The 13,213-nt window shown below is 53.5% G+C and carries 11 protein-coding genes; 3 read left to right on the forward strand and 8 right to left on the reverse strand.

The features are described from left to right. Positions 1–183: 183 nt before the first annotated feature. Positions 184–507: a hypothetical protein gene (locus tag TH63_RS15350; RefSeq protein WP_231583484.1), complete on the reverse strand. Its 324-nt coding sequence runs from the start codon at positions 505–507 to the stop codon at positions 184–186. Positions 508–824: 317 nt separating this feature from the next. On the opposite strand from TH63_RS15350, the gene TH63_RS15355 reads away from it, so the two are divergent. From TH63_RS15355 to TH63_RS15365, 3 genes are all read left to right on the forward strand, one after another. Next, a complete protein-coding gene (locus TH63_RS15355; protein WP_048921719.1) occupies positions 825–1,469 on the forward strand; it encodes a C40 family peptidase in 645 nt (214 codons plus the stop codon). Positions 1,470–1,767: 298 nt separating this feature from the next. Beyond that, entirely contained in the window at positions 1,768–2,646 is an 879-nt protein-coding gene (locus tag TH63_RS19855; protein ID WP_053093831.1) for a YkvA family protein, read from the forward strand. Between the two features lie 120 nt (positions 2,647–2,766). Beyond that, the gene (locus TH63_RS15365) at positions 2,767–3,516 is read left to right on the forward strand and encodes a M48 family metallopeptidase (protein WP_231583485.1); all 750 of its coding nucleotides are present in this window, start codon (positions 2,767–2,769) and stop codon (positions 3,514–3,516) included. 650 nt (positions 3,517–4,166) lie between these two features. On the opposite strand, the gene TH63_RS15370 is transcribed toward TH63_RS15365, so the two are convergent. The 7 genes from TH63_RS15370 to TH63_RS15400 form a co-directional block, all read right to left on the reverse strand. Further along, positions 4,167–4,424 (reverse strand): acyl carrier protein, encoded by a 258-nt coding sequence (locus tag TH63_RS15370; protein ID WP_048921720.1) that lies wholly within the window; start codon positions 4,422–4,424, stop codon positions 4,167–4,169. Between the two features lie 30 nt (positions 4,425–4,454). Further along, positions 4,455–7,829: an efflux RND transporter permease subunit gene (locus TH63_RS15375; protein ID WP_048921721.1), complete on the reverse strand. Its 3,375-nt coding sequence runs from the start codon at positions 7,827–7,829 to the stop codon at positions 4,455–4,457. A gap of 75 nt (positions 7,830–7,904) precedes the next feature. Continuing rightward, positions 7,905–9,029 carry an efflux RND transporter periplasmic adaptor subunit gene (locus tag TH63_RS15380; protein WP_048922891.1) on the reverse strand — a complete coding sequence of 375 codons (1,125 nt, stop codon included), beginning with the start codon at positions 9,027–9,029 and terminating at the stop codon, positions 7,905–7,907. Positions 9,030–9,061: 32 nt separating this feature from the next. Next, positions 9,062–10,543, reverse strand: coding sequence for a TolC family protein (locus tag TH63_RS15385; protein WP_048921722.1), 1,482 nt, complete (start codon positions 10,541–10,543; stop codon positions 9,062–9,064). Between the two features lie 6 nt (positions 10,544–10,549). After that, positions 10,550–11,164 carry a TetR/AcrR family transcriptional regulator gene (locus TH63_RS15390; RefSeq protein ID WP_048921723.1) on the reverse strand — a complete coding sequence of 205 codons (615 nt, stop codon included), beginning with the start codon at positions 11,162–11,164 and terminating at the stop codon, positions 10,550–10,552. Between the two features lie 254 nt (positions 11,165–11,418). Next, positions 11,419–12,162: a LytR/AlgR family response regulator transcription factor gene (locus TH63_RS15395; RefSeq protein ID WP_048921724.1), complete on the reverse strand. Its 744-nt coding sequence runs from the start codon at positions 12,160–12,162 to the stop codon at positions 11,419–11,421. Next, the gene (locus TH63_RS15400; protein ID WP_048922892.1) at positions 12,159–13,184 is read right to left on the reverse strand and encodes a sensor histidine kinase; all 1,026 of its coding nucleotides are present in this window, start codon (positions 13,182–13,184) and stop codon (positions 12,159–12,161) included. The genes TH63_RS15395 and TH63_RS15400 overlap by 4 nt, the downstream gene beginning before the upstream one ends. Positions 13,185–13,213: the final 29 nt, after the last annotated feature.

Here is a 13,213-nt window from a genome sequence, read left to right on the forward strand (position 1 = left end):
ACAGGCCCAAAACGGAGGGGTTTCTTTTGCTTAGCTTTTGCAGTAGGTGTAAGTGGAGGAAGCTTTGTTTTGGCAGGTTCGCCTTAGGCTAAGCCGGGTATTACAGAAAGAGAATATAAGCAATATACAAATTCCGCTATTTTTAGAGGAGGCTATATCAGGAAGCCGGAAACCTGTGGCGACTTACCCTTTAGGGGAGGCGGCAGACTCGCTTTCCAGGGTCACCAGATAGGCCTCTTTGGTACCGGCCAGGCGGGCCTCTACTTCATACTTATTATTATAGTAGCCCACCCGCAAAGACTCCACAAAGTAGAGCCATAGAAACCTCACATGGCCATTGTCCTGAAACTGACGCACATGGCATAATTCATGGGCCACCCAGGAGCGGTTTTGCAAAAATAATTCTTTGGAAACTCCGCTTAAGTGTATAGTTTTACCCAGCACCATGGCCACGTTAGTACTTTTAAGTACCCACCGGGCAATGCGGGCGAAGGGGGATTTCTCCACTATTTTTAAATTTTTCTCCAGGGGCTCCATCTTTTTTTCTTTTGCCCCATTATACGGTTTTCTCGCCGCCCAGGCTACATTTCTGCCGCTCGCTCCCTTTCTTTTTTCCTATTCCCAAGAAATTTTCCGCTATACGATGTTTGGTTTTAAAGGTTTCGTTTCTATCTTTGAAATACCAGAAAGTAAGTAAGTATTTTTTACTGCCTTCTGCATTAAGGGCTTTCTTCCTGTTTTCAGGTGCTTAGGCACTCACAGTTGGAAGGGCCGCGGTTGGTCTGCTGCAGCCAGCACCACCCGATGTTTCACCATTAAAACAGATGATGAAAAGTTATATTTTGTCTGCATTAGCCCTAGGCTCTGCATTATTGTCTTTTTTCTATGAAGTGCCTGCTTCTCAGGCTACTACGTATTCAGAAGAAGCTTTCATGGTCACTCCCGGCGAACAGCTACAAGAATGGGCCCTGGCACACAACAGCTTCAACGGCTCTGAGCCCGCCGCTACAGAACTAAAGGCAGAAAAATCCCTCACGTTCAAAGACTCCCTTTTCTATAATTATTATTCCCAATCTTTCGGGCTCAAGCTGGAGTTCAACGAAGACAAGGAGCTGCTGGAAACGATAGCCGACTGGATTGGCACCCCTTACCGCTCCGGCGGAAACTCACAAAGAGGCACTGACTGCTCTGGCTTTGTGACCCGCGTTTACAAAGAGGTGTACGGCATTTCCCTTAGCCGCAGTTCCCGCTCCATGTTCCATGACGTGAACAGAGTCTCTAAAACCGCCATTGAAACCGGAGACCTGGTTTTCTTCCGCCGCGGCCCTGGCCAACCTATCTACCACGTGGGCATTTACCTTAAAAACGGAAAGTTCATCCATTCGGCCAGCAACGGCGGGGTCATGATCAACTCCCTGAACTCCCCTTACTATAAGAGAAACTTTTACGCCGCCGGCAGAGTCATCTAAACAGATTCTTCGCCCCGCCTGAAAAGCGCCTGCCTTGGTAACCCTGGGCAGGCGCTTTTTTTGTTTTCGGTTTAAAGGCTGTTTTTCGCAAAACGGCGGTAAAACAGGGTAGAAATACGGCAATAGGTTCTAACTATTTTCATAGAAAACAAGTATAGAGAGCTGTAAAGGGCAACGGCCATCTCCTGCAGCAATGTTGGGCCTCCTGCCTTTTTCCCAGCACAAATTTTCGTTATTTCGCCCCGGGCGAAGAACCTAACCCAGCTTTTATAACTGTTAGCAATCTCTACTATCTACTATGGAAAACCAATCAGACAAAAACGTGCATGAGTCTTCTGTCTTCAAGAAGTTTCTCAACAAGGCCGAAGAGTACGTAAAGCAACCCCTGCGCGTGAAGGAACTCCTCAACGACGCCTACCAGAAGGCCAGCGAGAAAAAAGACTTCGGGACTATTGCCACTGAGGCCTTTGAGAGCCTGGCTACGCTGTCCCGCATGATCAGGGCGGCGGTGACCAAAGAGTACCACGGCATTCCTACCAGCACCGTGGTGATGGGCGTGGCCGTGATCATTTACTTCCTGTCGCCTATTGACCTTATCCCAGACTGGATTCCGATCATTGGTTTGCTGGATGACGTGAGCCTGCTGGCCTGGTTCATGACCAGCATCAAAACCGAGATGGACAAGTTCCAGGCCTGGGAAGCAGCCCAGCCCCATAAAACCACTGCCGCAGATTCTGGCGCAGATTTAGCCACTTCAATGGATGTGGACACCTCGGCCCATACGCCTAAATACGGCAATGAGCCAGCCGGTCAATACGGTACTACCCACGCTACCTCGCCTTCCAGCAGCGGCTACGGCTCTTCGGGCCAGCAAGTCAACCCTACCTACGGTGAGGGAAACATGCGGATGGGTAACTCCTCTTCCAGGTCACAAGGCCAAGGCTCTACCGGCGGCGAAATTCCTACCCAGAACGACATTCCGGTGACCAGCTACACCACCGTAGAAGGCACGCCTGAGCAGGAAATCCACCCCACTAACACCCCAGACGCCCGCCCTACTGACCATGGCGTGCCTACCGGTTACGGCGAGCCCAACGTACGCGCCTCTACCACAGACAGCACCCGCGTACCCAGCAGAAACTCAGATGACATGGACCACGGCGGAAACATCAGATAACCGTCCACTCCAACTTCTAAACAGAAAAGGCGCACTACACAGGGCGCCTTTTTTATTTGCCCGGCAGCCGCCAGCAAACTACTGGAGAAGTAGCCTCAATGCCGTATCTTTGTACCCGGTATGAAAAGTGGAAAAAAGGAGTCTGCCCTGCAGGGGATTGTGGAGAAGGAGATGGAGGCTATTGGTACGGTGCGGTTTATCCCTAGCGCTACCGCCAAATACGTCAGGATCAGCATCAGGCCCGGGCAAGGTGTCCGGGTTACGTTGCCCAAGCGCGCCTCTTTGGCTCAGGCCGAGGCTTTTGTGCAGGAGAAGTCCGGCTGGATCAAAAAACACCTGGTCTCTCAGGCGCAGGAGCAACGCAAGAAGACCCTTTTCACCCCCGAGTTGCCCTACCAGACCCGTTTCCACCAATTACAACTGCAGTCCTACACTTTGCCCCACTGCAAGAGCCGCCTGAAGGCGGGCGTGCTGCACGTATGGTACCCAGAGCAAATTGGCCACGAGCATGAAGACGTGCAGGATTACATCCAGAAAGCCATTGAATACACCCTTCGGCTGGAAGCCAAGGAACACCTGCCCCAGCGCGTAGCCTTTTTTGCCCGGCAGTTCGGTTTCTCCTACCAGCAGGTCACCATCAAGAACGCCAAGACCCGCTGGGGAAGCTGCTCCGCCACCAACAACATCAACCTGAACCTGCACCTCATGCGCCTTCCCGCGCACCTCTCTGACTATGTGATCCTGCATGAACTGGCCCACACCGTAGAGAAGAACCACGGCCCCCGCTTCTGGGCCCTGCTAGACAAGATCAGCGGCGACGCCAAGGGACTTGATAAGCAATTGAAGGCGTATCGGTTGCAGGTGATTTAGGGTGAGAGGCTTTTTAGGCCTGTTTTGGAAAAAAGGGGCAATAAACGGAATTGATCTGCAGGAGTGTGTCATCCCCCTACCCCCTTCAAAGGGGGACGAGGAAGAGGTTCTCCTGTGTAAACACCCCTCTTCAGAGCTTCGCTCGCTGCCTCAAACTCTCGTTTGGGCAATCCTCAAGGGGAGAGTCTGTGCTTAGTAGGCGGCTCTGCGTTTTGAGGCTGTTTTGATGAAAACGTGCCCAAAACATAAAACCCTCATTCCCCTGCATTCCCCGATTCCAGTCTTTACTCCGAGCGCCTCGCTTGTGGCCCTGCAATAGCTCTAGCTAAGAGAAGAAGGCAAGTCTAGGCCGCAAGGGCAGTGCGAGGGGGAAAGACGGGGCCTCGCGGCCGTGAGCGCTCGGAGGGAAGAGATGGAACAAGACAGCATAAGGACTCAGGCATAGACGGTTATTTCAAGGCGAAAGCAAATTCTTTATCCTAAGACTCTCGCCGCTAAGGTAAAAGCAATCATAATTCAGTTTTCAGTCTCTTTCCCAAAAAACACCCTCAAAACGCACATCCCTGCCTTCGCCCAAAAAGGCAAAAAGAAAGGCAGGAGGAAAATCCCCCTGCCTTTCTAAGAAAAAATGAGCAATCGTTAAGAAAGGGTTAACTCGCCTGACGCATGGTATGGGTAGAGACATACTCCACAAAGTCACCCACGGTGTTTAAGGGCACCTCGTCTGGAATCACAATTTTGAAGCTCTTTTCCAGCTCCAGGATAATGTCCACCACGTCTACGGTATCAAACCCAAACTCTTTGCTAAGATTAGCGGAAGCCCGAAGCCGGGAGGCTTTGATCTCCTTAGTCTTGCTGATTATTTTAACTACCTCTTTGGTGATGGAGGGGGTATATACAGGTATCATATGTGTAAAAAATAAAATTCCAATCTCAAACTAACCTACCAAAACAGCCCCTTTGCGGCGTTTGGCGAGTACCCGGTCTTTGATTTTCTCATTGATCAGGTACATCATAGGCACTACCAGCAAGGTCAGGAACGTGGCAAAGCTCAACCCGAAGATGATGGTCCAGGCCAGGGGTCCCCAGAAGGTCACGTTCTCGCCCCCTAAAAAGAAATGCGGATCAAACTCCGTGAAAAGGGTGAAAAAGTTGAAATTCAAGCCAATGGCCAGCGGGATCAAGCCCAGGATGGTGGCCGTGGCGGTGAGCAGCACCGGGTTCAGACGTGTCTTCCCGGCCATCACAATCGCCTCTTTCAGCTCCATTCCCTCTCCCATGAGCACATCGGTGAATTCCACCAGCAGAATGCCGTTCTTCACCACAATCCCGGCCAGGGCAACCACCCCAATACCGGTCATCACAATGGACATGTCCATATTGAAGACAGAGAACCCGAGCAATACCCCTATCACCGAGAAAATAACTTCTGATAAAATTATCAAGGGCTTGGAAACCGAGTTAAACTGCATTACTAAGATCAAGAAGATCAAACACATAGCCGCCAGGCCGGCCAGGGAAAGAAAATCCATGGTTTCTTTCTGGTCTTCCTGCTCGCCACCCATTTTAATCTCATAGCCCTCTGGCGCAGGAAATCTGTTGAGCGCCGTCTGGATGTTGGCCACCACTTCATTGGGGTTGTAGCCGCCCAGCACGTTAGAGGAAAGGGAGATCACCCGCTTGAGGTTCTTGCGCTTGATGCCGCCGTAGGTGGTGGAGTATTTGATGGTAGCCACCGAGGAAACCGGCACCTGCCGTACCCTACCGGAAGCATCTCTAAAGGTGAGCACCATGCCCATAAGCTGGTCAATGTTCTTGCGGTACTGCTCAGAAAGCCGTACCTGGATAGGGTATTCCTCTTCGTCCTTCTTGAACTTGGAGGCTTCCTTACCATAAATGGCCGTGCGGAGTTCTGAACCAATCTGAGCAGTGCTCAGGCCTTCGCGGTTGGCCCGCACCCGGTCAATCTCCACGGTGATCTCGGGGTTCTTGTCTTCCAGGTCGGTGCGCAGGTCTTCAATGCCAGCAATCTGCGCCGAGTCCAGGTAGCGCTGCACTTGTTTGGAAACCTGAATCAGGCCTTCAAAGTCTTCGCCGGCAATCTCCACCAGAATAGGCTTGCCCACCGGCGGACCGTTCTGCTCCTGCTCCACAGTGATCTCGGCGCCCGGAATCCCTTTCACCGCCTCCCGGATATCATCCAGGTACTTGGCGGTTTTAATGCCGGGCTCGCGGTCCTGGTACTCCACAAATGCCACCGTCACGCGGCCTTTGTTAGACTCAGCCTGCTGGCTACCCGACTGCGGGTCGCCGGCCCCAACGGCCACGTTGGAGATAACAGATTCCACGTTGGGGTTCTTCTCGCCTACCACCTTAAAGACCCGCTTCTCTACCACTTGCGTGATGGAGTCGGTCACGGACTGGTCGGTGCCTACGGGCATGGTGATATAGGTGTAAATGAAGTTAGGGTCGCCGCTCGGGAAAAACACCACTTTGGGGGACCTAAGCGCGGTAAGCACCACCGAAAGAATCAAGAGCCCTACCACAGAAGCCAACACGCCATATGGCCGCTTGCCTACCAGCATCCAGCGCAGCAGGCGCTCATACCGGCTCATGAAAGCCGGCAGCACCTTGCGTTGGAACTTGTTGATCCAGCCGGTGAACACAAACTTGTTCAGGGCCACAAAGGCCATGAGCACCAGCACCAGATTGCCTATTCCAATCCAGCCGCCGGCAAAGCTCACCATGGCAATTCCGCCCATGATGAATATGGCCCGCCGGAAGTTCTTGCGGTCTTTGACCGGGTCGCCCTCGCGGCGCATAAAGGAAACCGCAAACACCGGGTTAATAATAAAGGCCACCACCAAAGACGCCAGCAGGGTTAAGATAAGCGTGATAGGCAGGTAGAACATAAACTCGCCCACAATGCCCGGCCAGAAGGCCAGCGGCAGGAAAGGCGCCACCGTGGTGAGCGTACCGGCCAGCACCGGCAAAAACACCTCACCGGCGGCTATCTTGGCAGATTTGAAGATGTTCCAATTGGTGTCATGGTAAATACGGTGAGTGTTCTCAATCACCACAATGGCGTCATCTACCACAATGCCCAAGGCCAGCAGAAAAGAGAACAGCACAATCATGTTCAGAGAGAAGCCGATCATAGGCATGATCAGGAACGCGATGAACATGGAAATAGGCACCGACAGCCCCACGAACAAGGCGTTGGTGGTGCCCATGAAGAACATCAGAATAAGCGTTACCAGAATAAACCCGATGATGATGGTGTTGATGAGGTCATTGAGGGTGTGGCGGGTGCTGGTGGATTGGTCACCGGTCACGGTGATCTTCAGGCTTTCGGGCAGTTGGGTGCCGTGGGCCTCCTCAATAATGGCGTTGATTTTGTCTGAGGCCTCAATCAGGTTTTCGCCGGCCCGCTTGACAACATTAAGGGTGATCACCGGCTGGTTGTCTAGCCGTGCAAAGCTTTCTCTTTCCTCAAACGTGTCTAGCACCTGGGCTATGTCTCTGAGGTAGATGTTGGCTCCGTTCAAAGACTTCACCACAATGTCTCCTATGGCTGTGGGGTCTGTGTACTGGCCTACCACGCGCACCGCCCGTTTCATGTCCCCTACCCGCACGGTACCCCCGGAAAGGGTCATGTTCTCGGTGGCGATGGCGCGAGCCACGTCATCAAAGGTCACCTGGGCCACCTGCATCTTGTACATGTCCAGGTTGATCTGCACCTCTTGCTCCAGGGCGCCCACAATATCCACGCGGGTAATCTCGGGCAGGGCTTCCATGCGGTCCTGCAGGTCCTCGGCAAACTGTTTCAGTTTCTCGGCGCTGAAGTTACCGGAGAGGTTCACGTACATGATGGGCATCTCAGAGAAAGAGATCTCTTGCACGTTGGGGGCCTGGTCCAGGTCGGTGGGCAGGTCGGTTTTGGCTTTGTCTACGGCGTCTTTCACGCGCTGCTTGCCCACTTCCACGTCCACATCGGTGTTGAACTCCACGTTGATCATGGCAAAGTCCTGCATGGAGGTAGAGGTCACCTTTTTTACCCCGTTCAGGGACTTGATCTGCTTCTCAATGGGCCGCGTCACCAGGTTTTCCATGTCTGAGGGCGAGGTGCCGGGGTACACCGTGGTCACGATCATGGTAGGGATCACAATATCCGGGAAGTTCTCTTTCTGCAGCTTATTAAAGGCCAGAATGCCCGCAATGGTGATGAGCAGCGTGATAAAATAAATACTGGTACGGTTATCTATGGCCCAACTGGTGGGCTTGAAATCATGTACTTTCTCTGACTGTTCCATAAAATGTGCTGTTTGGGCCAGGCCCGATAAATGGAGGAGCTTAGCGTGAGAGGATGGCCGCTCCAGGAAACGTCCTTAGAAATTCACCGGCTGCCCCTCGGTCAGGTTCTGGGCACCGGTTTTGATCACCTGGTCATTGGCCTGCAGCCCCGTGAGGACTTCCACCTGGCCGTTGTAGGAGGTACCGGTAGTGATGTTGCGCTTGACGGCTATGCGTTGGTTTCCCTTCTGCTCTACCACGTAGATAAAGTTGCCCTGCTCGTCTTTCTGCACAATGTCCAGCGGCAGGGTAAGGGCATTCTCCTTCACGTAGTCCTGAATGCGCACCACCGCCACCATGTTGGGCCGCAGGTTTACCTTACCTTGCTCAGACGGCTTCACGCCCAGCTCCACGGTAAAGGAGCGGTTAGATGGGTCAATGTTACTGCCTACCACGCGCACAGTGGTCATGATCTCCTGGTTCAGGTCTGGGAACAGCACCAGGGCGTCATCGCCTTTCTTGATGTTGCTGGCGTAGGCCTCAGAGACCTGGGCCACAATCTTGCCGCTGCTGGCGTTCACGATCCTGATAATGCCCACACCCGGCGCCACGGCTTCCCCTGATTTAGGAAGAACCTCGTCTACTTCCCCGGAAATAGGGGCCTTGATGATGTACTGGGCCCGGGTTTCCTGCAGGGTGGCCAACTGGCGCTCCAGGCTCTCCACATTGTTCTTGGCCTGCAGGAACTGAATCTCTGTGCCTATTTTCTGGTCCCAGAGGTTTTTCTGCTTTTGGTACACGGTGCGGGCCAGGGCCAGGTTGGGCCGAAGGGCCGCTATCTGCTGGTCCAGCACCCCGGCATCAATAGTGGCCAGGGTCTGACCCCTGCTCACGCGGTCGCCGGCATTCACGCGCATGCTGGTCAATACCCCTGGCACTTTGGCGCTCACCATCACGTTCTGGTCAAAGTCCACGTGGCCCTGCACCTCCAGGTAATGCCGGAAGATTTGCGGCTGCATTTTCATGACCGTTACCGGTACCGCCGCCACCTTAGGGCCTTTGCCTTCTTTCTCCAACTCTTTCTCCAGTTTGGCTATTTCAGCGGACAGCTCGGTTTGTTTAGTTCTGAGGTCAGCCAGCTGCGTGGTTTTATCTTTCTCCCCGCAGGCCGATGCCAGCAGCGCCAGCGCCAGGGCCGGAAGGAGTAATTGCTTTTTCATAGAAAAGATGCGTGAGGTTTTCATTCTTCTGGTTATTTCAAGAGTAAGGCGCCGGAGGCCCGGTCTGCGTCTACCTGGGCAATAAGGGCATCATACAGGGCGCTGTAGTAATTGGTCTGGGCGGCCCGCAGGTCAGTTTCGGCGGTGATCACCTCTAGGTTGGAGCCCACGCCTTCCTGGTATTTGATGCGGGAGATCCGGGCAATTTCGGCGGCCAGGTCCAGGTTTTGCCGCTGAGCCCTGAGCACACTTAAGGTATTGGCCACGGTGGCGTCAGACTGCTGCAGTTCCAGGTCAATGGACTGCTTCAGTTGCTCAAAGCCCAGTTTCACGTTCTCCAGCTCAATTCTGGACTGCTGTATCTGGTAGCGCTTGCGCAGGCCATCAAAAATGGGCACCTGCAGGCCAACGCCCACCACGCCAAAGTCAAACCAGTTGCGGGTAGTAGTGTTGTTGGCCCCGGCCCGCACGTCCAGCAATCTGGCTAGGGAGTTACCCACCCCGTTGTAGCCGTAATTTGCGCTTAACACCAGGCGCGGCAAGAAGCCGGCCTTGATGTTGCGCTGGTCCAGTTGGGCCAACTCGCGCTGCGTCTCCAGAATAGAGAATTCTATGCGTCTGGCGTATTGGAATCCCTGGTAATTGAGTTTAGGAGTGGTATTCTCCAGGGAGCTTTCGTTGAGAGGATCTGTGAGCACGATGGCCTGTTGCTGGGGCATGCCCATCTGGAACTTGAGTAGTTGTTCGCTCAACACCAATAGCCGCTGGGCTTTGTCTTTGTCAATTTTGAGGTTATTGTAGCTTACCCGCAGGCGGTCCACGTCCAGCTTCTCCACAAACCCGTTTTGGTTCATGATGGTGGTCTGGCGCAATAAGGTATCTAAGCGGGCCAGGTTCTGGTCCAGTAGTTTCATCTGCTCGCGGGCCACCAACACGCTGTAGTAGGCCTTGCTCACCTGCTCTGCCGCCTCAATCTCGCTCTGCTGGGTGTTCTTGCGCGAAAGCTGGGTATAGGTAGAGGCCGCCTTAAGGCCAATCAGGTAAGAGCCGTCAAACAGAAGCTGTGAACCGGAAAGCGCCGCAGACCCGGTCCAGGGCTGCACAAACGTGATGGCCTGGGGCCCAGACATGCCCTCGGGTACCGTATAGGTAGGGTTGAGTACAATGTCCTGCCCGGAGTTCAGCTGCTGCTGGGTAATGGTGAAGGGGTCCAGGGTGCCGCCGCCGCCAAACGCACTAAAGTCCACGATGGACTTCTGCTGAATGAAGTTGTTGTTGATGTCTACCCCGGCATTTACCTGCGGCAACCCGATGGCTCGTATCTCTCCTACCCTGGCCTTGGCAATCTGCTCCTGGTTGCGCAGCACTTTCAGGCTGGGCCGGTTTTCCAGGGCGTACTGAATGGCTTGCTGCAAGGAAAAGGCCTGCTCCTGCGCCAAGGCGGGCGTGGAAGCCACTAGTGAAAGGAACAGCCCGCCCAACAGAAGCCAACTGACCGTGATTTGCTTTTTCATAGGTACTTACTCTTCTTCGGTGATCTGTTTGTATTGATTGATGAGCTTATGCCCCTTTAGGGTGGCCAAGCCCAGCACAAAATGCTCCAGCAGGGCTATCTGCACCTTCTGCAGGTCAAACTGGGTGGCGGGGTAAATCTCTGAATTGAAGCCTAACTCCACTTCGGCCAGCCGCAAACGGGCTACAATCTCCACGTCAATATCTTCTCTGAACAGTTTTTCCCTTATCCCCCGCTGAATGTGGTCTTTGGTCTGCTTTAAGAAGAAACTGTCCTTATGTTCTTTCCAGAGCTGCCAGGTCTGCGGATGGTATTTCTGAAGGTCGTAGAAAATAGTAGGGTGTACCTGCCGCATCAAGCCACGTACCATCTCTACTATCTGAAACATGGCTTCCATGGCATTGTTTGCCGTATCCAGGGCCACACAGCAGGTGCTCTCCATGCCCGTGATGTGCTGGTGCATGCCTTCGTACACCAACTCATCCTTATTAGCGAACCACTTGTAAATGGTCTTTTTAGACACACCCAGGTGCGCGGCTACATCATCCATAGATACGGCCTTAATTCCCCGCTGGAAGAAAAGCACCAAGGCCTCCTGCAATATTCTCTCTCTTATTTCCATGCTAACTGCTACTCCGTGGCAAACCTACTGGAAACTATTTTTGTTTCCAAAGTTTCCATTGATCTTTATTGAGGCTCAATTAATCTTGACTGAGTACCGGATGGATTTTTAAAGCGGAAAGCTACTGAAGCAATGACAGCACTGCGCAGGGAATCTGACCAGGGACGGTATTCCCATTCTGAACAGGTCAAAATACTGGATGAACCCAAAAGCGTTTTTGGCTTGATTTTGAGAAAACAGGCCAAAAACGGAAATCAAATACCCAACACGCTTTTCAGACGGGCGTAGCCGCTTTTGCTGAGCGGGACGCGGGTGCCGCTTTTGAGCAGGGCCACGTGCGTGTCCTTCTCCAGAGGCTCAATGCGGGTGAGCTGGGGCAGGGCAATCATATACGACCTATGCACGCGCACAAACTGCGCCGCGTCCAGGGTGTTCTCATAATAGCCCATGGTCTTTTTCTTTAGAAAGCACCCGGCGGCGGTGTGGATCTTGACATAGTCATCATAGGCCTCCAGGTACTGAATCTCCTGCACCGGAATGATCCTGATGTCACTGTTTACCTTCACTACTATGCGCAGTTGCTCCTCAGGCTGTTTTTGGGTGACTTCCTGCAGTTGTGTAGTAGTCTTCTCTGCGGCTGGCTGGCCCTGTTTCTGGCGCCATTTCTGGATGGCGGTGTCAAACCGCTCCTGCGTGAAGGGTTTGAGCAGATAGTCTATGGCGTTGGCCTCAAAGGCCTTGATAGCGTACTCGTCAAAGGCGGTGGTGAAGATGACGCCGGGCGCGTGCTCCACCAGTTCCAGCATCTCAAACCCGTTGATCTTGGGCATCTGTATGTCCAGGAAAATCAGGTCAGGTTGGTGCTGCATGATGGCTTTCACGCCCTCAAAGCCGTTACCGCATTCCTGCACCAGGGTAATGTCTGGGTGATTAAGCAGGTACTCACAAACAATGGTGCGGGCCAGGGGCTCATCATCAATAACCAGACAGGTAATCATATACTTTGCGGAATTTTAACGGTGGTGATAAATCTGCCTTCGTGTTGCTGGGTGCTCACTAAATCCTGCCGGCCAAAAAGCAGATACAGGCGGCGGCGCACTGAGTCCAGCCCGAAGCCCGTGCCCTGTTTAGGCGATAAAAGGCTGGCCTCAAACGGGTTCTCCGTGGAGACAATCAATTGCCCATCCTCGCAGCGGGCCGTGATTTTGATGAGCGTGTCGCCCAGCGTGTCATAGAGGCCAAACTTGATGGCGTTCTCCACAATGGGCTGCAGCAACAGGTACGGCAGTTGCAGATGCTTGCATATTTCTGGGCATTCTACCTGGGTCTGCAGCCTATGCCCGAACCTCACTTTTTCAATCTCCAGGTAAATCTGCAGGTGGTGCAGCTCATCTGCCAGGGGAATGAGCGTCTGGCCGTCTTTGCGCAGCGTGCCCCGCAGGAAGTCTGATAATTGCTGCACCATCTGCTTGGCCTGGTCCGGCTTGGTTTTCACCAGCGCACTGATGGAGTTGAGGCTGTTGAACAGGAAGTGCGGCTGCAGTTGCTGCCTTAGCGTGAACAGTTCGGCTTCGCGGGCCATTTTCTCGGTGGCGGTTTTGCGCTCTTCGGCCTGCCGTTTCTCTTTGGTGTAGTACCAGAGCCAGTTCTGCAGCACAATGAACAGGATCATGAGCCAGGCAAACGCCACCCGCACCGGGTAGGACTGGTGTACAAAGGCCTGGTACTCTACTTGCCCCTCCAAGAGCCCATCTACGCCCATCTGGCAAAACCATACCATGATGGCGGCCAGGGCTGCGCTCCAACCCAACAAATAGGCAATCTGCCGGGGCTCTGGCTGGTAATACTTAAGCGACGTGGCCATGACGTAGCCGCTGCCCAGCAACAGCCCATTGGTCAAAAGCGCGTCTACCACCACCGGCTGGCCCCTAAACCCGAACTGGTAGAGCACCAGCGTCTGCACCACCGCCCATAGAAGGCCCCAGCCCAGGTACAGCAGAATGATTTTAAACGAAGGCATGGCGTCTGTTCGGGTAATAGTTAGCGGCG

Origin of the sequence: Rufibacter radiotolerans (assembly GCF_001078055.1) — a bacterium.
GTDB lineage: Bacteria > Bacteroidota > Bacteroidia > Cytophagales > Hymenobacteraceae > Nibribacter > Nibribacter radiotolerans.